Genomic DNA, 21,664 nt, shown 5'->3' with positions numbered 1-21,664 from the left:
ACAGCTTTAACTATGTCAAGCCTTGTGTCTCCAACCAGCGGTTCAAATACTGAAGGCTTTGTTCCAAACTGTCCATCGGACTTCCCATGCACTCATCCTGCTCCACAGCGTACCACTCGACTCCATGTTGTTCTCCCCATTGCAGAATGGGTCCGAAGTGGATGCACCCATTGCCGAGCTCAGCAAATTGCTGCTCCTCATCCCCGGTCATATCCTTCAGATGCAGAATCGGCATTCGGCCGCCAAACTTCTGTATATACGTCAGAGGGTCCTGACCCGCCTTCTTCAGCCAGTAGGTATCCAGCTCTGCATAGATCGGACTGCACTCGTCCCATTCCAGCACATAGTCCAGCGCATATTGATCACCTATCCGAGTATGGAATTCGAAATCATGATTGTGATATCCAACCCTGTAACCTGACGCACTGACCTCAAGTGATACCTGCCTCAAATCTCTGCGAACGCTTTCATATCCTGAACGGTTCATCAGTTCATCGGGCAGCGAGTGGCATATGAAATCCCGGGTCCAGAACAAATCTGCTTCGCGCAATACAGCAGGCAGATCGAACTTCATTCGTTCCAGTCCCACATGCATGCCTGCGGTTTGCAATCCAAGCTGCTTCATCCACCCTGCGACCTCGGCCGGGTCATGACCATGCAGTCCATCAATCTGCACAGCAGCCCATCCCATCTTCTTCAGCTCTCGTAACGTACCGTGAAAATCCAGCTTCAGCTCGTTCCTCAGTGTATATAGCTGCGCGGCCCACTTATGTCTCATCTTCAACCGTTCCTCCTCAGCTGTATGAATTTACTTCTCCAGATTGATCCAGGCCATTTCATCCGCAGTAAGGTGCAGCTTCTCTGCCTCGAAGGATTGTAGCAGCTCCTCGGGTCTGCGAGGACCAATAATAGCACTGGTCGGGAAACGCTGGTGCAGAACAAAAGCCAAGGCCACCTGTGTTGCAGAAACACCTTTCTCTGCTGCCAGTTGCTGCGCCCGGCGTAATCGCTCCCAGTTATCCGGCGTGTAATAGACACGAGTCATATCGAGATTGTCCTGCGTACGCTCCGGGGTGAATGCACCTGAGAAAAACCCTCCGGCTTGCGCCGACCAGGACAGCAAAGGCATCTGGTTGCCACAATGCCATTCCACGGTATCCTTGGCTGCCGACACACACCCTGCCCACATCGGTTCTAACGCACGAGCTAACGAGAGCTGCACACTGCTGAATTGAAACCCCTGCAAGCCCGCTGCTGCTGCGTAGTCATTCGCTGCCTGAATCCGCTGATGTGTCCAGTTGGAAGCACCGAAGGCACGGATGGAGCCAGCTTCAAGATGTTTATTAAGCTCTTCTATGATGGGTTCAACCGGCTGCTCAGGATCATCACGATGAAGGGCAAGCAAGTCGATATAATCGGTTCGCAGCGCCTCCAGGCTGTCGTTCAGATCTTCGGTGATGGCTTCAGGTGTGACTCTGGAAATGAATGAAGCATCATCACGAGGATGAGCACACTTGGTAAGAATGCGAATGACATCACGGTTGCACCTTTTCTCCATCCACTCGCCAATACGCTTCTCACTTTGGGTGTACTGTCGTGCGGTATCAATGGTGTTGCCGCCGGCATTTACATAGCGGTCTAACAGATCTTCATGATCCATTCTCACGAGATCACCTGTGCCCAGGATCAGCCTGGACAGTTGAATTCGTGAAGTGATATTCGTATACATGCCTTATGCCTCCTTATATGGTAACGATACCAGATTGATCATGAAGACGCATGATGCGGTTAAAATAATGAATGAGCCTTGGGAACACTGTACAAACAGAAAGAGTAAGGAAAGGAGGGAGCGATAAAAGAGAAGAAAAACAGGTTTCGTATGGCATCTGGTACCGATACCATACGAAAATTTAAAGTCTGGTACCGATACCAGACCGTTGATTCATGGATTGAATCCTTGAGTTGATTGATGCAAAGATTAGATGAGCTCTTGGTTGACTTGTGTCAAATTATATTACCAGAATTTCAAAAGCACAAGTATTATTTTTTAAATAAATCGCTTACATTTCGAGGGCAGACATATATCTATCTTAATTTGTCTTGTTTGTTGACAACGGGAGACAGCTTTCTCTTTCGACTAACTGATGTGATAATATAAGATCCTTCCGTACAGCTTTTCCAGGTCTCATAATCATCTCATGTAATGTCTCCAACGACACCTTACCCATCTCACGAATTGGTTGCTGCATTGATGTAAGTGCCGGACGCACGACTTCTGCAATGATGCTGCCGTCAAAACCGATCAGTGACATCTCTTTCGGGACGTCCAGCCCTTGGTCAAGCATACAATTCAGCGCCCCCACTGCCATATCATCGCTCGCCGCAAACACCACGGTCGGCCATTCACTCAGCTGCAGCAATTCTGACATCTGCTCTCTTCCGCTCGGAATTTTATAATCGCCAAACCGAATCCACGCTTCATTAGGTGTAATGCCATGGCGAAGCAGCCCGGCACGAAAGCCTTCATACCGATACTGGCCGGATGTAATATCCCTCATATCTCCACCGATGTAAGCAATCCTGCTATGCCCAAGGGAAACGAGATACTCCACGGTCTGAAAGGCAGCCTGATAATCATCAATGATGACGGATACAAAGTCAGGATCAGGTGATTTCACACTGGAATACAGGATCGGAATACCGGAATTCTGAATAAAGGACAGCAGCTCTGGACTGCTTTTCTCATGCATAATGATAATGCCGTCCACTCTCATCTCACGGAATATATTCAGATATTTCAGTTCCTTCTCCAGATCTTCTGCAATGTTGCATACCAGCAGATTATAACCGTAATACGTGGCCGTCTCTTCAATGCTGCTCAGTATGGTTGAATAAAAGTTGGACGTCAGATCCGGCACAATGACGCCGATGAGATCTGTTTTCTGCCGTTTCAAACTTCTTGCAATGTGGCTTGGAGAGTATTGCAATTCTTCAATCGCCTTTTGCACCCGCTGTAAAATATCCTCACTTACGTATTTCTCTCCATTCAGCACCCTGGACACACTGGTAACGGATACACCCGCGCGCTGTGCCACATCTTTAATTTTGACAGCCATTGTAATCACCTTCTTTATCTCTGTGGAATATGGATATAGGTTGCACTTGCACTTGCACTTGCTCTATCTTTGCTGCCAAGTATAATTCCAGTGTAGACGATTCATGTTTGAATACGCAACTGATCTGGATAAAAATTGAAAAATTGCAACCAATCCGTACGCATATATGCAAAATGAGGAGCCTGTCTCCTTGCCTGCATCATTCCTGCTCAGGTCAAACTTCATTGACCCGGTAGGCTGATTAAGCAGTTCGAGACAGCTCCCCATCTGCAATTTCTGTTATCCCTTCAAATGAACCTTCAATACACCACTCTGACCGGAAGTGACATCCCCTGTCGAAGTCTCCACCCGTTCCACCATATCTTGACCATCTGGAATAATAACAGGTGTAATGAGCGGATAACCCGCATCTGTAATGACCTTACGATCAAATTCAAGCAGCTTCTGTCCGGCCCTTACGTGCTCGCCAGTCTGCACATGCATAGCGAAACCTTCGCCTTTAAGGGATACCGTATTAATCCCGACATGAATCAGAATCTGAAGGCCGCTGGCATGTTCCAGAATGACCGCATGTTTGCTCTTGATGACATGAGCCACTGTTGCGTCAAACGGTGCAACCACCTCATTGCCCGATGGCTCAATGGCTATACCTTCGCCCATCTGTTTCTCGGCAAAGGCCGGATCAGGCACTTGCTCGAGCGGTACGGCTTTACCTGTCAATGGCGCGATGATTTCAAGCGTGTTCACGGACTCGTGTCCTGCTCGCGCACTTGTGTGAATGCGCTCAGCCGTCTCTGTTCCCGCTGCCGCCTCAGTGGACGCAGCGTTCTTTCCTTGTTTTCCTTGTGCTTCGGCAGATTCTCCATTTGCAGCACGTCGGTCTTCTTTTCTCAGCTTCGCACGGCCAAACACAACGGTGAGCAGAAATGGCACAATCAGCACAATCGCCATGCCGATGAAGAAGACACCCCATTTATCCGGGAAAATGGACAGGAAGCCAGGCACTCCACCTACACCGATTGATGTGGCCTGAACGTTATTCATCGTAAGCAATACCCCGCCGATGGCTGAACCGACCATACCGAAGATAAACGGATAGCGATAACGAATATTTACACCAAAGATAGCCGGCTCCGTAACCCCCAGGAAAGCGGATACGGAGGAGGTTGCCGCAAGTCCTCTCATTTTTTTCTCACGGAGCACCAGCATCATCGCAAGCGCCGCCGAGCCTTGTGCGATATTGGACAGAGCCAGCATCGGCCACAGAAATGTACCGCCCTGACTGCCGATCAGCTGCACATCCACCGCAAGGAATGTATGGTGCATACCTGTGATAACAAGCAGTGCGTACAGACCACCATAGATCAAGCCACCCAGCGCTGCATAGGAATCATAAATGTAGATCAAACCAGATGTGATCGCGTTTGCAATCGAAAATGTAACCGGGCCGATAATCGTAAAGGCCAAAAATCCGGTAACGAGCAAAGTGACGGGCGCAACAACCAGCAGTTTGATCGAATCATGCACCCTTTTGTTCAGGAAAATCTCCAGCTTGGCCAGCAGATAGGCCGATACCAGCACAGGCAGCACTTGACCCTGATAGCCAATCTTCTCAATCTCCCACCCAAACAGATTCCAGGTCGGAACGGTACCTTTGTTCACCGCATCAGCGTAACCATATGCACTCAGCAGATCGGGATGAACCAGAATAAGACCGAGCACAATCCCGAGCAGCGGACTGCCCCCAAAGCGTGTCACAGCTGACCACCCGATCAGAGCAGGCAGGAACGTAAAGGCTGTGCTTGCAATCGTGTTAATCATGGAGGCGAAGTCTTTCCAGGCAGGATACACGTCCACCAATGATTTTCCATCATAGAAAATGCCTGGTCCTGTCAAAATGTTGTTAATTCCAAGCAATAGACCCGCGGTGATGATCGCCGGCAGGATCGGAATAAAAATGTCCGATAGTGTTTTGATCGCACGCTGTAGCGGGTTTTGCTTTTTGCCCGCAGCCGCCTTCACATCATCCTTGGAGGAACGCTCCCCGCCCGTAATCTGGATCATCTCGTCGTAGACCTTATCTACGAGTCCGGGACCGATAACGACCTGAAATTGGCCCTGAGAGGAGAATTGCCCTTTGACCAGCTCATTCTGATCAAGCAGCTCTGTATCTACTTTATCCTCATCGTATAAAGCAAACCGAAGTCGTGTTACACAATGGGTTGCCGCTTCAATGTTCTCCTTGCCGCCAACGGCACGAACGATCTCCTCGACCTGTTTTTTATCAATTGCCATAGTGTCACTTCCTATTTTATAAAATGGGATGCACTGCTGCTGTTACTGTTGTATCAACCACATATAAGAGGCATACGGGCTGAGCGCAATGTCCTGAGTCAGACGAGGCTTTGCATCACTGTTTCCAACAAGCAGTTCAGAACCTTTACCTGCAATATGTTCATTCCAGACGGCATCCGGCAGATGGAAAACGGTATCCTGCTTGCGGAAGTTCGATACGACAACTAACGTCTCTTTGCCATTGGTACGGGCGTAAGCATATACGTCCGGGTGAGCCTCATCAAGCCGTTCGTACAATCCATCCGTCAGAACATCAACCTCTTTGCGCAGCGCAATCAGCCTGCGATAATGCTGATAGATGGAATCCGGGTCATTCATCTGATTCTGAACATTAATGGAAGGATATCTCTCATCCACCTTGAGCCACGGTGTACCTGTTGTGAAACCCGCATTAGCGCTATTATTCCACTGCATCGGCGTCCGCGAATTATCCCGGGACCGCTCCCTCACGATCTGAAATGCTTCTTCGGCTGATTTACCCCGCTCTTCCTGAAGCAAACGAATCATATTCGTGGATTCAATATCGCGAAACTCGCTAATATCCCTCCAGACCGGGTTAGGCATACCAATCTCTTCACCCTGATAGACATATGGCGTACCTTGTAAGCCATGCAGCGTTGTCGCCAGCATTTTGGCACTCTCGGCACGGTACTGCCCATCATCTGCGAAGCGTGACAACGCACGCGGCTGATCATGATTGTTCAGAAATAGCGCATTCCAGCCACCGCCAGCCTGCATGCCTGTCTGCCATTCACTGAACAGCTGCTTCATCACTTCAAAATCGTAGGGCATCAGCTCCCATTTCTGCCCGTTCGGATAATCCACCTTGAGATGATGGAAGTTAAAGGTCATCGAAAATTCTCTCGAAGCCGGATTGGAATAACGTATACAGTGCTCCAGCGTCGTCGAGGACATCTCGCCTACCGTCACCATGTTGTAAGGTCCAAACACATCATCATACATTTCCGTAATGTACTCATGCACACGCGGTCCGTCCGTATAGAACCTGCGACCATCCCCTGGCGGCACACTTCCATCGTCATCAGGGAAACGCTGGTCTTTGGAGATCAGGTTGATGACATCCATTCGGAAGCCGTCTACTCCTTTGTCTGCCCAGAACTTGATCATATCGCGCACGGCTCGGCGAACCTCTTCGTTTTCCCAGTTAAGATCCGCCTGGGTTTGATCAAACAGCGTCAGAAAATACTGTCCAGTCTGCTCATCATACTGCCAAGCTGGTCCGCCGAATTTGGACTGCCAGTTGTTCGGGACACCGCCGTCCGGTGCAGGATCTCGCCAGATGTAATAGTCCCGGTAAGCATTGTCCTTGGATGAACGAGACTGCTTGAACCATTCATGATCTGTAGAAGAATGATTGACAACGATATCAATCATCAGCTTCATATCCCGCGCCTTTAATGCTGCAAGTAATTCATCGAAATCCTCCATCGTGCCATAGTCTGGATTAATTCGATAATAGTCAGCCACGTCATATCCGTTATCTCGCTGCGGCGATACGTACACTGGCTGCAACCAGACAATGTCGATCCCCAGATGCTGCAAATAATCGAGCTTCTCAGTCAAACCGCGAATGTCACCGGTTCCCGACCCTGTGGTATCGTTGAAGCTCTTCGGATACACCTGATACACCGTAGATCTCTTCCACCACGATGACGGCTCTGTATTCTTCGAACTCATGTTAACGCCTCCAATATATGTTGTAATGCTCTCACCAAACCCCTCGGCTATTTTCATCATCTATATTACATAACTAAACATGTATATACAAGTTGAAACAATAAAGTGTATGTTCTTCATCTCTTCTACCCATTCCCCATTAATGTTTTCGCTGTAACATGTGCTGGAAAATTTGTGTTGCTAGCTGCATGATATCTGTATTACATAAAAAAACCGTCTGTTCTCCCGGATTAATTCATGCCGGTGATTCAGACGGTTTAGAAATATCTGTTCTTGGATTAATATCTTAGGGTTGCATCGCTGCGATCTGCTTTATCACTTATGACATCTCTGGTGCCGACAGGGATTGGCCCTGCTTCTCTCGAAGATTCAACTTCAAAGCAGACCGGGCAGCCTTTTCTTCTGCCTCCAGTTCAGCGGCGCTAATCTCGCCGGAGAGCACGGCGCGCATCCGCTTCTGATCCAGCAAGCCTTCCCATTTCGCAACTACAAATGCCGCTACGCAATTCCCCATCAAGTTTGTGAAAACCCGCATCGTATCCATAAAGCGGTCTGCTCCCAGCAGCAGGGCTACCGCTGCCACCGGAAAAGCATTCACTGCCGCCGCCGTAGCCGACAGGGCAAGAAATGCTGAACCAGGAACACCCGCCATGCCTTTGGAGCTTAGCATCAGCACAAGCAGGATTGTGATCTCCTGACCCAAAGTCAGATCAATCCCAACAGCCTGCGCAACAAAAACTGTCGCTAACGATAGATAGATTGAAGCCCCATCCAGATTAAATGAATACCCCGTAGGCACAACCAGTCCAACCACTGCACGGTCGCAACCTGCCTTCGTCAGCTTGTCCATCATCCGTGGCATCACGACTTCCGAAGAGCCTGTGCCAATCGCAAGCATCACTTCCGAACGGGTGTATCGGACAAACTGCATAAAGTTCAGACCTGTAATCCACCAGGCAGCCAGAGCTAACAAAACGAGGAACAACAATGCCGCACCGTAACAAGCCAATATCAACAGGCCAAAAGACGAAAGCGTGGACGCTCCATACGCACCCACCGTGTAAGCCATTGCGCCAAACGCGCCTACAGGTGCCAGCTTCATGATGTAACCGATCATACGAAACACGATACCAAGCAGCTGCTCCACCAGATTCAGCACATTTTCCTTCGCCTTACTCTCCGTAGCTGCCAAGGCAACCCCGAACAGACAGGCAACAAGCAACACCTGCAGCAAGGCATTCTGGGCAAAGGCGTCCACAACACTTGTAGGAATAATGTTCATAATAAAATCAACCGTGTGCGGAAGCTCAGAGCCCTTTGTTTTGGCTTCAATTCCGCTGGCATCAATGGTGGAAGGATCTACATGCATTCCCGCCCCCGGATGAAGCAGATTCGCTGTGCACAAACCGAGCACAAGTGCAACCGTCGTAGCAAGCTCGAACCACAGGATGGCTTTAAGCCCAATTCGTCCAACAGACTTCAGATCGCCCATTTTGGCGATGCCTGTTACGATGACCATAAAAATTAACGGGGCAATCAGCATCTTGATTAGCTTGATAAAGCCCGTACCCAAAGGCTGCAAAAGACTTCCCAGATCGGGCCATAGAATACCTACCCCAATGCCGATAATCACTGCTGCAATGATCTGAAAAAATAAAGATTTCACAAATGTCATGAACGCTCCCCCGTTTGCAATCGTTTCGGATCTCCGGTTGGTTTCCGTGTAACCTTTTATATCATTAGCGTCTCTCCAGCTACAATGCCATTTCGTTCATTTTGTGATTTTGACCAATGATTGACCTCAAAATTGAATGCTCAGCACAAAAAAAGCGAATGACGCATCATCTTTCTTGACGCATCATTCGCTTTTTATAATTTTTATAAGGATGGAACTGGTCTCAAATCTGCTTCCTGCTTACAGGGAAATGGAGTCCCCCGGTGCCATCACACGCCCCTCCAGCCCTCTGGCAGCGAGCTGCTGCACAAATCGCTCTGCATCCTGACGAATGGCAGGGAAGGTATCATAGTGAACCGGGATGGTCAGCTTGGCATTAAACCATTCTGCCGCCTGCAATGCATCCTCAGGTCCCATCGTATAATGCCCGCCAATTGGAAGAAATGCAACATCAATCTTGTGACGGTCCCCAATCATTTTCATATCCCCGAATAGACTTGTATCTCCGGCATGCAGCACCGTTTTGCCACCAATATCAATAATAAATCCGGCAGGTAATCCCGCATACATAATGCGTTGCTCCTCTTCCAGCACAATGCCGGATGTATGGAAGGCCTGAATCATTTTTGCTTTGGCAAAGTCAAGATCGACCGTACCGCCCATATTCATGCCAATGGTATCCAGCCCTTTCCACGACATATATGTAGCCAGTTCTACAATTGCCACGACCTTGGCATCATTGGCTTTCGCAATGGGTTCCGCATCCAGAATGTGATCCATATGTGCATGGGTTAACAGAACAACATCGGTCTTGATATCATCCGGTTTGTTCACCGCAAGCTCATTACCTCGCAGAAACGGATCAATAATAAGTGACTTCTCTTCTGTGCCCAGCTGTACACTGGAGTGTCCGTGATACGTAATGTTCAACAACTTAGGTTCCTCCTGACATCTGAGTGATGTATTTTTTTTAGCTATATTATAATTCACAACGCTGCGCATGCGCAAAACTGTCATACTTGCGATAGCTGTCCGTCTACTATATAACGCTAAGGTGTAAGTGCAAGAGAAGCAGCGTACAGCAAGGAGAGAAGAAACAAAGCAGTATCCGCAGTATAAACCGCAGCCCGCTACGCCCGTTTCACTCCCCGCTCACCCCCTGTTTACGGTACACCCTCGCTTCATACGGCTGTAGCAGAATAGCCCCTTCATCTGTGGAATAACGCCTGCTGACGTTGCACATCATACATTTGGCCTCGGCTGCATTCCAGCCCTCCGGCCAAGCCATTTCGGGCTCGTTAGCACTAAAGTTCATCACAATCAACCACTGCTCATCCTCCAGAGTACGCGTATAAGCATAGATTTCCGGGTGATCTGGCAAAAACAGTTCGTACGCTCCATAGATCAGGACATGATTCTGTTTGCGCAGTGTAATCAGCTTGCGATAATAATTCAGAATGGACTGCGGATCACTTTCCGCTTCTGCCACATTGATCCCGGTATAATTGCCGTTCACTTCCATCCACGGCTCGCCTGTCGTAAAGCCTGCGTGCTCCGAATCGTCCCACTGCATAGGCGTACGCGCATTGTCCCGACTTTTCCGCCAGATGGCCTCCATCACTTCATGCTTGGATTTCCCTTGCCCGATGTAATGATTGTAATAGTTTTTCGTTTCGATATCCCGATACTGCTCAATATCCGGGAAGGCCACGTTGGTCATGCCAATCTCTTCCCCTTGATAGATGTACGGCGTACCTTCCAAGGTGAACATCCACGTTGCAAGCAACTGAGCCGACCGTGCCCTGTATTTGCCATCATCACCAAATCGCGACACTGGACGCGGCTGATCATGATTGCCCATATAATTGGCATTCCAGCCCCGCCCGTGCAGCACCGTCTGCCAGCGGCTCATAATTTCTTTTAACTCCGTCAGCTTCCACGGCTTGTAATTCCATTTGCCAATGCCCGAAGATCGGGCATCAATAAACATATGCTCAAACTGGAATACCATGTTTAATTCATCCCGATCTGTACCGACATAAGCCAAAGCCTGCTCAGGTCCAAGCCCGGAGGTTTCGCCCACAGTCATCGGGCCATACGGCTTGAGAATCATGTTGTTCAATTTGCGCAGGATGGTGTGCACTTGCTCCAGATTGGAAAACAGCTCATACGCCTGCACCACAGGCAGATTGTTCGGGTTATGAGCATTGGGCAATCCATCTGCCTTGGCGATATGGGCCACTGCATCGAAGCGAAAGCCATCCACCCCCTTTTCCAGCCACCAATGCACCATCTTGTACATCTCTTCCGCCATCTCCGGGTTGTTCCAGTTCAGATCAGGCTGATGCTCCGAGTATAAATGCAGATAATATTCATTCGTTTCCGGGTCATGCTTCCATACCGAGCCTCCAAAATAAGACTCCCAGTTGTTCGGCACCTGCCCGTTTTTACCTGAACGCCAAATGTAGTAGTCACGCTTCGCATTGGTCTTCGAGGATCGAGATTCGGCAAACCACGCATGTTCATCCGACGTATGATTGAGCACAAGATCCATCATGACCTTGAGTCCGCGCCGATGTGCCTCCGCAAGCAGACGATCGAAATCTTCCATCGTGCCGTATTTTCGTAAAATGGCATAATAATCACGAATATCATATCCGTTATCATGACCCGGCGAATCGTAGATCGGACACAGCCAGATCACATCCACACCGAGCTTTTCCAGATAATCGAGCTTTTCATAGACTCCCTGCAAATCACCATAACCATCTCCGTCAGCATCCTTGAAGCTGCTCGGGTAAATTTGATATACCACGCTTTCCTTCCACCAAACGATAATGCCCACCTCGCTTTCCTCTCTTGTGAAGTAATTCACCCGTTAATATGTTTTATCCGAAAAGAAACCCTTGTAAACACCCGAGCCCGGTTCATACGCAAAAAAGACCCGAAACCTTCATCGCATTCAAGCGATCCGCTTCAAGTCTTGCTTGCAGAACATATAAATGCAGCAGGCTGACAACCACGCGCACAATTAATCCATTCATCCGGCCCCGAAACGATGCTTTCAAACAGGCACCGTATCAAGCTCCCCTGCGATAAACAACGTGATCAGAGGTCTATTGCAACGGGATGTATATCTTCATATCCAGCCGTTCCGGCGTTGATTTCCACACATCGGTCACCTCGAAATCGGGACCTTCACGGTGCTCGTATTTGGATGCAGGCAGCCAGCTTCCGTAGATCATTTTGCGAACGTCCTGCTCGGAGCCTTCGGTAGTAAACTCGGCATACAGTCCACCCGGAATCTCCAGGCTGGTATACCCCGGTTCAAGCTGGAGAGATTCCAGAGAATCACTCCTTCCACTGCTCTCCTCGCCTACAATAAACGAAAATGCTCCATCCTCCTGAAAATGAGTCGCAATCCCGTACGCCATATCCGGGCGAAGCCGATCAGGTATGCTCATGAACCTTTGCTCACGACCAAATTCATGATAGAATCCGGGAATTTCCCCGTAGTGCTGCGCCCCGCTCAGATGTGTCTGATATTCATAACCTACAATGCGGATCGGCTTCAATGTAACCAGACGTGGCGAGTTCATATGGAACGCAGTGTCAAGCTGTGAGCGGAATTCGTTAAAATTGATGCTGCACTGCATTTGTGTCTCAGCAGCGGGTTCTTCTGCTTTTCGAAAACGCGCTGGTGTCGTTCCAAAGTGAGCATCAAATGCCCGGGTAAAAGCTTCCTGAGATTGATAACCGTAGTTCAGAGCAATCTCCAGCACCCCCATCGCTGTATTCCGCAAAGCAGAAGCCGACTCTGTTAATCTGCGCCGACGCACGTATTCCAGTACAGTAAAACCGGTAATTGCCTGAAATAATCGTTGAAAATGGAACGCCGAAAAGCTTGCTGCAGCAGCCGCCTCCTTTATATCAAAGGGCTCTTGCAGATGGGCTTCCAGATGATCAATAGCAAGCTGAATACGTGAGTAATGATCCATAATATTTACGTCTCCTGTTCCTGAATAGGATATGTACTTTATTGGTCTGTCTCTTTACTTAGTATGACTGAAGCACACGAGCTTTTTTTGATGCTGAATGCGAACTTACTCCCTGTATGGGACAATCCTTGCTTTGTTCAAATGGTGACCAGAGCAAGTCGTGGGGAACTGCTCACATGATCTAAGGGTATAGCAAAAAATCTCTTGTCCGCAGCTGCTTCCTGCGGCAGACTTGGCTAACCACAGGAGGCAGACATCGAACAAGAGAGAACAGATTTCCTTTGAAACTTCTAATCTCCCAGGCAACTAACCTTTCCAATACCCCGACACCGGCTGAATGCCCCATATGTCCGAAGCATACTCGCTAATCGTGCGGTCACTGGAGAAAATGCCTGAATGTGCTGTATTTAACACGGCCTTGCGGGTCCAGCCCGGAACATCCCGGTATGCCAGATCAATGGCCGCATGTGCATCCGCATAGGCCGCAAAATCACGCAGCACAAAATATTCATCCCCGTGGGCAAGCAGCGAATCATAAATATCCCAGAACTCCCCATCCCGATAACAGAATGCTCCCGGATGCACCAGTTGCTCTACGACTTCACGGATGCGCTCATCCTGCTCGACAATCTCGTTTGGCCGATAGCTGCCCGTACGATAGTACTCCAGCACTTCATCCGCACGTAGACCGTAGATGAACATGTTTTCTTCACCTACCTGCTCTGCCATCTCCACATTGGCACCATCCATCGTACCAATGGTTAACGCGCCGTTCATCATGAATTTCATATTGCCTGTACCGGACGCTTCCTTGCCCGCCGTGGAGATCTGTTCACTTACATCAGCCGCAGGAATAATCTTCTCGGCCAGTGAAACGGAATAATTTTCGAGGAAAAATACCTTTAACCGATCATTCACCGCTGCATCGCGGTTCACGGTATCGGCCACCGTGTTAATCAGCTTGATAATTTTTTTGGCAAAATAATAACTCGGCGCGGCCTTCGCTCCAAAGATAAAGGTTCGCGGCACCATATCAAACGTAGCATCACTCTTCAGCTTGTTATACAGATGCATCACATGCAAAATGTTCAGCAGCTGTCTTTTGTACCCGTGCAGCCGTTTTACCTGTACGTCAAATACGGAATCCGGGTCAACTGGCGTTCCCGTATGATCCAGAATGTACGCCGCCAGGCGGTTTTTGTTATCGCGTTTGATCGCACGGAACTGCTCCTGGAAGGAGGCTTGATTCGCAAAATCTGCCAGCTGCTCCAGTCTGCCCGGCTCGGTAACCCATTCATTGCCAATCGTTTCTGTAATGAGATTTGCCAGCTTCGGATTGGCATGCATTAACCAGCGACGGTGTGTAATACCATTGGTTTTGTTGTTAAAACGCTCCGGGTACAAGGCGTAAAAAGAGGCCATCTCCCGCTCCTTCAAAATCTCCGTGTGCAGTGCGGCTACACCGTTCACGCTATGACTGCCCACGATGGCGAGATGAGCCATGCGAACCTGATCATTCGCAATAATCGCCATATGCTGAACCCGATCCGAATCCCCCGGATAACGATCCAGCAGCATACCGCAGAAGCGTTTGTTGATCTCTTCGATAATCATATAGATTCGTGGAAGCAGCTTGCCGATCATGGATACAGACCATTTTTCCAGCGCTTCACTTAGCGTTGTATGATTCGTATAAGATACGGTGCGTGTTGTAATATCCCACGCCTCATCCCAGCCATACCCCTTGTCGTCCATCAGAATACGCATCAGTTCAGGAATGACCAGCGTCGGATGGGTGTCATTAATATGAAATGCTGCTTTGTCTGGCAAACAAGCATATGGAAGCCCCAGCTTGTTGAACGTACGCAGGGCACTCTGCACACCAGCCGAGCACATAAAATATTGCTGCTTCAACCGCAGCAGCTTGCCTTCATACTGGGAATCGTCCGGGTACAGAAATTCGGAGATGGATTCTACCGAACGGCTGTAATCGAGATAACCATAATAGTTCGATGGGGTGTCCATCGAGGTTTCGCGCTTTGGCTCGGCGCTCCAGAGACGCAAGGTATTGACATGCGGATGACCATAACCGATAACAGGCACATCATAAGGCACAGCAATAACCGATTCGGCATCCTTTGTTGCAAAATGGTACCGCCCATCCTGCTCATAAGTCTCGACCCGGCCCCAGAACTGCACCTCTACCTTCTTGTCTGCACGCCGGACTTCCCACTCATTGCCCTTTTCCAGCCAGTTATCCGGCAGCTCTACCTGGTTGCCATTAATAATTTTCTGCTCAAATAACCCGTATTTGTATCGGATACCGCATCCATGTCCCGCATAACCAAGTGAGGCCAAGGAATCGAGAAAACAGGCTGCGAGTCGTCCAAGACCACCGTTACCCAAACCTGCATCCGACTCCTGCTCCTCAATAGATTCCAGCGAAAAGCCCAGCTCAGCCAGACTGTCACGAACCAGTTCCAGTTCATTCACGTTCAACAGATTGTTGCCGAGCAGACGTCCAATCAGAAATTCCAGCGAGAAGTAATATACCTGTTTATCCTGACGTTTCTTGAACCCCTGATTCGAGGCTGCCCAATCTTGACCTACATATTCGCGAATCATGCTGCCGAGCACGTGGTACACGTCATCCTGCGTAGCTTCTTCAATCGGTTTGCCCAGTTTGCTGACGAGATTGCGTTGAAAGATCGACTTGAACGTTTCCTTGTTGTCAAACAAAAGTAGGTTCCTCCCGGTGAAATCACTGCGAGCTTGTGCGGTTCATGGCGTTAAGTACACTGGCGTTTCTGCAAAGTGACCGTTCCGGTTACGAATCGTTCTTTCGATCGCTGTTGTCTCTTCCATTTCTTGAATTACCTTTTACAAGGTTGAAATGGAGAGACCAGGGCGAGCGCTTCGCTTCTTCAGAATCGATTTCGTCCCCTGCACTACGCTGCACGTTGGCAGGAACTTGAAACTCAGAGTACCTTTATAACACACGAACCCGAAAACGAACCTGCAGGATTTTATTTTTATGTTTGGATATAGAATGATATCGGACAGGCTGGAGCTTTAAATAATAGTGCTTTTTGCCAAAATATACGGGTTGGACGGGGCACCGATTAACGTCTGACCGCCCGTCAGCTTCACGTCTTTATCCAGAATGACGTTTTCCAGCACAGTCCCTTCGCCAATGTAACATTTCTGCATAATAATCGAGCCCTTGATCCGCGCACCCTTGGCGACATGCACACCCCGGAACAGGATGCTGTCCTGCACCTCACCGCCTACGATGCAGCCGTTGGCAAGCAGAGAGTGCTTGACATCAGCCGATTCCAAATACTTGGCAGGTGCTTCGTATTTGATCTTCGTTTGCACCGGATCTTCCTTGAATAGCTGGTCGTACTGCCCTGTATTCAGCAGATCCATACTGTTGCGGTAGTAGCTGTCGATGGAATTAATGACGGCATGATAACCTTCGTAGGCATAGGCCGCGATCTTCAGACCACTCGGGTTTTTCTGAATCGCGTCACGGAAGAAATGAGTTTCGCCATGTTCAATGCAGCGCTGCACCTGCTTGAGGAACAGCCCCTTTTCCATAATAAAAATCTCCGTATATATATTCGTATGGTCCGCACATTGGTGAATGTCCACCACATTGCCGTCTTCATCATGATCCACTTTGATGCAGGCCTCATGCTCAGGCAGCAGCTGGTCTACTTTTTTGCAAACGAGTGTTACGTCCGCTCCTGTACGGATATGATGCTGATAGACATCCTGAAGATCGGCTTTAGTCACATGCCGGCTGCCCGCGTGAACGACATACTGCCCGGCACCTCTGTGGAAGAAATCCAGATTGTTATGAAAATGCTGCAGGTCTCCCTGCGAAGTATCGGTCGGATCGTTCCAATCCGGGGGAAGAATAAACATGCCGCCATGCTTGCGGTCCAGATCCCACGGCTTGCCGTCTCCCAGATGGTCCATCAGCGAACGATATTTACGGCGAACAAACACACCGATGCTTTCAATACCTGCATTCATCATGTTGGACAAGACAAAATCAATCAGACGATAACGCCCCGCATAAGGCACCGCAGCTCCGCAGCGAAAATACGTCAATTCCTTCAATTCTTCAAGCTCATGGTCCAGGTTAATAACTCCGATCAATGATTTCATCGCGCGCACCGTCCTTTTTGAAACAAAATGGTATAAACAGCTTCTTGTATTCACCCATGATGGAAGCTGCCAAAGGCTCAGTGTGTTTGCATCATGGGTTACAAGAATTCATTCACGGTCTCGTCAATGGATCAGGGTGTAATGCCTTGGCGCAGCTGACGCTCCAGCTCCTCCTGATCCACCAGCAGAATATCACTCTCGTCTCCAGGTGCCGGTGCAATCCGGGTACCATCTGGTATCACCAGCCCTTCGGAAATAATCGCTCTGTGGATGGATACGTTCCGACCAATGCGAACCCTCGGCATAACCACTGAATCAATAACGGCGCTATACTCGCCCACCTCGGTGCCATAGAACAGGACAGAGTGCTTCACCTCTCCGTGCACGATACTGCCCTCACTGATGATGCAGTTACGCACCTTGGCAGCAGGTGATATATATTGAGCAGGCTGATTTGGATTCCGGGTGAAAATACGCCAGTTCGGATCATTCAGATTCAGCGGCGTCTCCTCATCCAGCAGGTCCATATTGGACTCCCACAGACTGCGAATCGTTCCCACGTCTTTCCAGTAGCCTTCAAACGGATAGGCGTATAAGGATTTGTCATTTTCAAGCAGCAAAGGAATGATGTCTTTACCAAAATCATAGGAGGTGGACGGCTGTTGTTCATCCTGGATCAGGAATCGTTTCAGCACATCCCATTTGAAGAGATAGATGCCCATGGAAGCAAGTGTGCTTCGGGGCTGAGAAGGTTTTTCCTCGAATTCATATATGCTGTAGTCTTCATTGGTATTCAAAATGCCAAAGCGGCTTGCTTCCTCCAGCGGTACATCAATGACTGAAATGGTGCAGTCGGCATTTTTTTCCTTGTGATACTGGAGCATCTTATCGTAGTCCATCTTATAAATATGATCGCCGGATAGAATCAGCACATGTTCGGGATCGAATTGTTCAATAAAGTTCAGGTTACGGTAAATCGCATCCGCCGTGCCCCGGTACCAGTTGCTTCCATCTTCGCGTTCATGGGGAGGCAACACGAAGACCCCACCATTTTTGCGGTCCAGGTCCCAGTCACTGCCAATACCGATATAGGAATGCAGCACGAGTGGTTCATATTGCGTCAGAACCCCCACCGTGTCAATTCCCGAATTGGAGCAATTACTGAGTGGGAAATCAATAATACGATACGTTCCTCCAAAATAAACCGCGGGTTTCGCGAGTGATTTCGTCAACCCTTTCAACCGTTTGCCCTGCCCTCCAGCCAGAAGCATTGCGACAACCTCTTTTTTTGCCATCATTACAGCCTCCTCCACATGCATTCATTCTGATTCATTTCAGAGCCTATAATCGTAATATTCAGTTGTAATACACACGACTGTCATGATCAGGAGCGTGCTGTACCGATCAGATGTGTGACGAAACAAGACATCGCTCCTATGTAACGGGAAGTCTTTGTCCGAGATCATGAAGATGTTGATGTTGGTAAAGTTAGTGCTGGTGTTGTAATGCTTGATTCAGGGTGAAGATGTTTGATGGTCTTTGTACTGCGGATCATGTTAATGGTGTTGAAGGTGTTGCAAAGACAGGTATCAAAAATTGTCCTAATACCCATTAAACAGGAATGTAATCGAGGAAACTTGCGGTAACTGCGGCTTTAGAAAAAAATACTGCTTTCCATGCTTGAGAACAAGCATTTTCTGCGCTTTCCTTCCTGACCACTGTTATTTTAATGTATTCGCTAAACATGAATTAAAATCCTTTTGGTAATATTCTGGAAAAAACATTAAATATGAGCCCATTATCCTACCAAAACCAAAAAATCGGGTCTTATGAATCATAAAATGGCAATTCACTTGTAAATTTTTAGAGGAATATATATAAATGTGTCGAATGATATAGAGAACTATGAAATAATTAGTTCGAGCTGATTGTGAGAGATTACATACTAATAACTATAAATTATTTGGAGGTTCTTATGAGTGAGATAACAAAATTCAGAAAATTCATTGATAATCAGAGCTTGACTCGTGAAAAGGAAGACCTGACATATACAGTGTTTGAGAAGCTTAATTTTATTGACGAGCTACCTCAGATCTCGTTTTTCAGAAGTGATTTTAGAGGATCTAAATTTGTCGAAGTGCAGTTCTATAAAAATAATTTCGATCGAGCTGATTTTATTTCAGCTGTCTTTGACAGCTGTTTATTCAAAGAAGTTAATATAGCAGCTTCCGAGATAAAAAATTGTTATTTTAACAATTGTGAATTTAGTTTAAATGATTATGCTAATACATCAATTCAAGAATGCACCTTTGAAAATTGTAATTTCGAGAATGAACAGTTTTTGGTGAATATGAAAAATTGTAAATTCATCAACTGTACTTTACATAAATGTCAATTTGAAAGATCTACTACTGAAAAAATGGATTTCAACCATTGTCATATTAGCGAATCTAACATGGCAACTATGCATGCCGAAAATTATAGCTTTAGTTTTTGTAAGTTGGAAAATGTTAGTTTTGGCATCAGTTATATTTTTGGATATTTGTTTCATGAAACAGATATCTCAGGACTTGATGTACTGTATAGGGGCAATTCAGTGAAAATGAATATTGAAAACTTTTCTGAATATATTATTTCTTTATTATCTCATCAACGATTTTACGAGTTTATAAATGCGAACATCTTCTTATTTAAAAAATTTGATGAAATACCCGACCATTTCAGTCATGCATTGATTGAACTTTCAAAAATAAATAATTCAACGCGAAAATTACAAATAACATATATACTGGATATGATTTCATTTTACACTCTTAATAATCAGTTACCATATAAGTTTATTTGTGAAATTTTAAAAAGGTTAGACCAGTTCGATTGGTCTATTTTTCCGTTTGATGAACAATTAGTGTACATGTCCTTGCATAAGAAAATTGAGATGATAATAACTAATTTCCAATACGATTATTCATTTATTGAAAGTTCAGCTAATAGCACGTTATTCTTGACTTTCACATGCAAAACGGACGAATATCAAGAAGCGTTTGAGATAACTAGTAACATGCTTGATGAACTTCATTCAAAGCTCGGCTTCCCTAAAAAATATAACTTAATTTTAAAAGAAAAAGGGTCTTGGATCTTAACCTTTGTAGTAGCAAGTACAGTAGGGTTGATGCTACCTAAATTATTTAATGATTATTCGAATATTTATTTTAATTTTGTATTAAAAAATCGTTTGTTGAAGAAAGCAGAGTTGCTACTTGATAATGTTACGGTAAACACTGAAAACATTTCTACTGTCATTGAAACACTTCAATTAAGCTCAGATCTATTCTCGAAAGCGGGGCTCACCAACCAGAAACTAGATACACTGACAGCTAGTGAAGCTTTCAAAAAAATTGTTAGTCGTGTAGACATAAATGTCTAATATCTTCTAGAGAAAGTAGTTCTACTATTTTTTTTATTGCGGGTATTAGTCTAGATTGTTCCATTGAGAGATTAATTCTAAAATAGTAGTGGCTCGTGCTCTTCAGAAGATAACGATCGTGTGGTATGGTTAGAACATTAATCTGCTCGATTAATGTTCTGGCGATATCCAGATTATTGTTTGAATTTAATTTGTTAAATGGAATTCCCATTAAACAAAAATACCCACTCGAGCAATCGCTCAAAATATAATCACTACAAATCAACATGGTTTGAATTAGCTCAAAGTTTTTTTTGGCATAGGAAATATTCTCTTTAATTGTATTAAGAACGTATGCTCTATTTTTTCTATCATAAAGTTGTGTTAGTAATGTTAACTGTGAGTACACAAGTGATCCTAAAGTATGTACTGAGGCTTTTTCAAAAAAATCAATGTTCTCTTCATTCCCGTACACAATACAGTTTTTTATGCCATTCAAAAATAATCTTTTGGAAATAGACTCAGTAACGATGATATTTGAATAAATATTAAATAAATTCAGTATGTCGTAATTAACAATATTTAAAGTGTCTATGTCCCAGTCCATGCCACCGTACATAAAATCTATATACAATATTATCTCGTGATTCTTACATATATTCACAATTTTTTGATAGATATCCTTTGTTATTTTCACTCCACTTCCAAATAAAGGGTCATTCATTATTAATAAGTTAACCTCGTTTTTAACAATACTTCTTTCAAGTTCTTCAAAATCAATATGAAGTTTCCCTTCTTTCATTCCTTCAACATAGTAGGTTTCAGCCTTTAAATCAGTTAACACCTTGATATATGTGAAATAAATAGGTGCAATAAAAAGCACTTTTAATTTCTTTTTTATTCTAAATAGATTGAGTAGTAAGTATGATGTTGAAGTGCCGTTTGATGAAATTGCGAAACTGAAATTTCTTTTTTTAATTTTATCAATTTCAAAAACTTCTTTAGCCAACCATTGTTTAGTTTCGAGCATTTCATCCATGAAATAGTAGTTATTTTGATGGCTTGAAACATTCTTAGCCACAGCATTTTGTATAATTTCTGGAGGGAAATTTAAATTATCGTTTTCCTTATTCCAATCAGATAAAAAACAAGTATCCGTGTTCAATTTATGTAAAAGTGACTCTATGTTAGTATCATGATATATCGGTACTCTCACCACAAAACCTCCAAATAATTTATAGTT

Annotated in this window: 15 protein-coding genes; 1 reads left to right on the top strand and 14 read right to left on the bottom strand. The window is 46.2% G+C overall.

The features are described from left to right. Window positions 1-10: 10 nt before the first annotated feature. The 13 genes from DFQ00_RS08290 to DFQ00_RS08235 all read right to left on the bottom strand — a co-directional run bounded on the left by DFQ00_RS08290 (window position 11) and on the right by DFQ00_RS08235 (window position 18,313). Window positions 11-778 carry a sugar phosphate isomerase/epimerase family protein gene (locus DFQ00_RS08290; RefSeq protein WP_110896020.1) on the bottom strand — a complete coding sequence of 256 codons (768 nt, stop codon included), beginning with the start codon at window positions 776-778 and terminating at the stop codon, window positions 11-13. A gap of 30 nt (window positions 779-808) precedes the next feature. Continuing rightward, window positions 809-1,729, bottom strand: a complete 921-nt coding sequence (locus tag DFQ00_RS08285; protein ID WP_110896019.1) for an aldo/keto reductase — start codon at window positions 1,727-1,729, stop codon at window positions 809-811. A 361-nt stretch (window positions 1,730-2,090) separates the two neighbouring features. Continuing rightward, complete coding sequence (locus tag DFQ00_RS08280) at window positions 2,091-3,116, bottom strand: LacI family DNA-binding transcriptional regulator (RefSeq protein ID WP_110896018.1); 1,026 nt, start codon at window positions 3,114-3,116, stop codon at window positions 2,091-2,093. A gap of 279 nt (window positions 3,117-3,395) precedes the next feature. Then, window positions 3,396-5,411 carry a PTS system trehalose-specific EIIBC component gene (treP, locus tag DFQ00_RS08275; protein WP_110896017.1) on the bottom strand — a complete coding sequence of 672 codons (2,016 nt, stop codon included), beginning with the start codon at window positions 5,409-5,411 and terminating at the stop codon, window positions 3,396-3,398. Window positions 5,412-5,453: 42 nt separating this feature from the next. Beyond that, window positions 5,454-7,169: an alpha,alpha-phosphotrehalase gene (treC, locus tag DFQ00_RS08270; protein ID WP_110896016.1), complete on the bottom strand. Its 1,716-nt coding sequence runs from the start codon at window positions 7,167-7,169 to the stop codon at window positions 5,454-5,456. Window positions 7,170-7,488: 319 nt separating this feature from the next. Next, the gene (gene dctA, locus DFQ00_RS08265; RefSeq protein ID WP_110896015.1) at window positions 7,489-8,844 is read right to left on the bottom strand and encodes a C4-dicarboxylate transporter DctA; all 1,356 of its coding nucleotides are present in this window, start codon (window positions 8,842-8,844) and stop codon (window positions 7,489-7,491) included. 240 nt (window positions 8,845-9,084) lie between these two features. After that, window positions 9,085-9,777: a metal-dependent hydrolase gene (locus tag DFQ00_RS08260; RefSeq protein ID WP_110896014.1), complete on the bottom strand. Its 693-nt coding sequence runs from the start codon at window positions 9,775-9,777 to the stop codon at window positions 9,085-9,087. Window positions 9,778-9,985: 208 nt separating this feature from the next. After that, window positions 9,986-11,689, bottom strand: coding sequence for a glycoside hydrolase family 13 protein (locus DFQ00_RS08255; protein WP_110896013.1), 1,704 nt, complete (start codon window positions 11,687-11,689; stop codon window positions 9,986-9,988). An 82-nt stretch (window positions 11,690-11,771) separates the two neighbouring features. Next, window positions 11,772-11,912, bottom strand: coding sequence for a hypothetical protein (locus DFQ00_RS29475; RefSeq protein ID WP_174812082.1), 141 nt, complete (start codon window positions 11,910-11,912; stop codon window positions 11,772-11,774). A gap of 48 nt (window positions 11,913-11,960) precedes the next feature. Beyond that, window positions 11,961-12,842 carry an AraC family transcriptional regulator gene (locus DFQ00_RS08250; RefSeq protein ID WP_110896012.1) on the bottom strand — a complete coding sequence of 294 codons (882 nt, stop codon included), beginning with the start codon at window positions 12,840-12,842 and terminating at the stop codon, window positions 11,961-11,963. Between the two features lie 306 nt (window positions 12,843-13,148). Beyond that, window positions 13,149-15,581 (bottom strand): glycogen/starch/alpha-glucan phosphorylase, encoded by a 2,433-nt coding sequence (locus DFQ00_RS08245; protein WP_110896011.1) that lies wholly within the window; start codon window positions 15,579-15,581, stop codon window positions 13,149-13,151. A gap of 333 nt (window positions 15,582-15,914) precedes the next feature. Continuing rightward, window positions 15,915-17,018, bottom strand: a complete 1,104-nt coding sequence (glgD, locus tag DFQ00_RS08240; RefSeq protein WP_110896010.1) for a glucose-1-phosphate adenylyltransferase subunit GlgD — start codon at window positions 17,016-17,018, stop codon at window positions 15,915-15,917. A gap of 131 nt (window positions 17,019-17,149) precedes the next feature. Continuing rightward, window positions 17,150-18,313, bottom strand: coding sequence for a glucose-1-phosphate adenylyltransferase (locus tag DFQ00_RS08235; protein WP_110896009.1), 1,164 nt, complete (start codon window positions 18,311-18,313; stop codon window positions 17,150-17,152). Between the two features lie 680 nt (window positions 18,314-18,993). Here DFQ00_RS08235 and DFQ00_RS08230 point away from each other — a divergent pair. Beyond that, on the top strand, window positions 18,994-20,442 hold the full coding sequence (locus DFQ00_RS08230; RefSeq protein WP_110896008.1) for a pentapeptide repeat-containing protein: 1,449 nt from the start codon (window positions 18,994-18,996) through the stop codon (window positions 20,440-20,442). On the opposite strand, the gene DFQ00_RS08225 is transcribed toward DFQ00_RS08230, so the two are convergent. Further along, window positions 20,417-21,637, bottom strand: coding sequence for an aminotransferase class I/II-fold pyridoxal phosphate-dependent enzyme (locus DFQ00_RS08225; RefSeq protein ID WP_167433638.1), 1,221 nt, complete (start codon window positions 21,635-21,637; stop codon window positions 20,417-20,419). The two genes, DFQ00_RS08230 and DFQ00_RS08225, sit on opposite strands and share 26 nt — an antisense overlap. Window positions 21,638-21,664: the final 27 nt, after the last annotated feature.

The sequence above is a fragment of the Paenibacillus barcinonensis genome, assembly GCF_003217495.1.
Taxonomy (GTDB): domain Bacteria; phylum Bacillota; class Bacilli; order Paenibacillales; family Paenibacillaceae; genus Paenibacillus; species Paenibacillus barcinonensis.
This window is presented reverse-complemented; position numbering and strand designations above follow the sequence as displayed.

Coding starts and splice junctions, on each gene's coding strand:
- DFQ00_RS08250 (WP_110896012.1), bottom strand. CDS start 12,842: ATGGATCATTACTCACGTATTCAGCTTGCTATTGATCATCTGGAAGCC.
- treP (WP_110896017.1), bottom strand. CDS start 5,411: ATGGCAATTGATAAAAAACAGGTCGAGGAGATCGTTCGTGCCGTTGGC.
- DFQ00_RS08235 (WP_110896009.1), bottom strand. CDS start 18,313: ATGGCAAAAAAAGAGGTTGTCGCAATGCTTCTGGCTGGAGGGCAGGGC.
- DFQ00_RS08290 (WP_110896020.1), bottom strand. CDS start 778: ATGAGACATAAGTGGGCCGCGCAGCTATATACACTGAGGAACGAGCTG.
- glgD (WP_110896010.1), bottom strand. CDS start 17,018: ATGAAATCATTGATCGGAGTTATTAACCTGGACCATGAGCTTGAAGAA.
- DFQ00_RS08230 (WP_110896008.1), top strand. CDS start 18,994: ATGAGTGAGATAACAAAATTCAGAAAATTCATTGATAATCAGAGCTTG.
- DFQ00_RS08285 (WP_110896019.1), bottom strand. CDS start 1,729: ATGTATACGAATATCACTTCACGAATTCAACTGTCCAGGCTGATCCTG.
- dctA (WP_110896015.1), bottom strand. CDS start 8,844: ATGACATTTGTGAAATCTTTATTTTTTCAGATCATTGCAGCAGTGATT.
- treC (WP_110896016.1), bottom strand. CDS start 7,169: ATGAGTTCGAAGAATACAGAGCCGTCATCGTGGTGGAAGAGATCTACG.
- DFQ00_RS08280 (WP_110896018.1), bottom strand. CDS start 3,116: ATGGCTGTCAAAATTAAAGATGTGGCACAGCGCGCGGGTGTATCCGTT.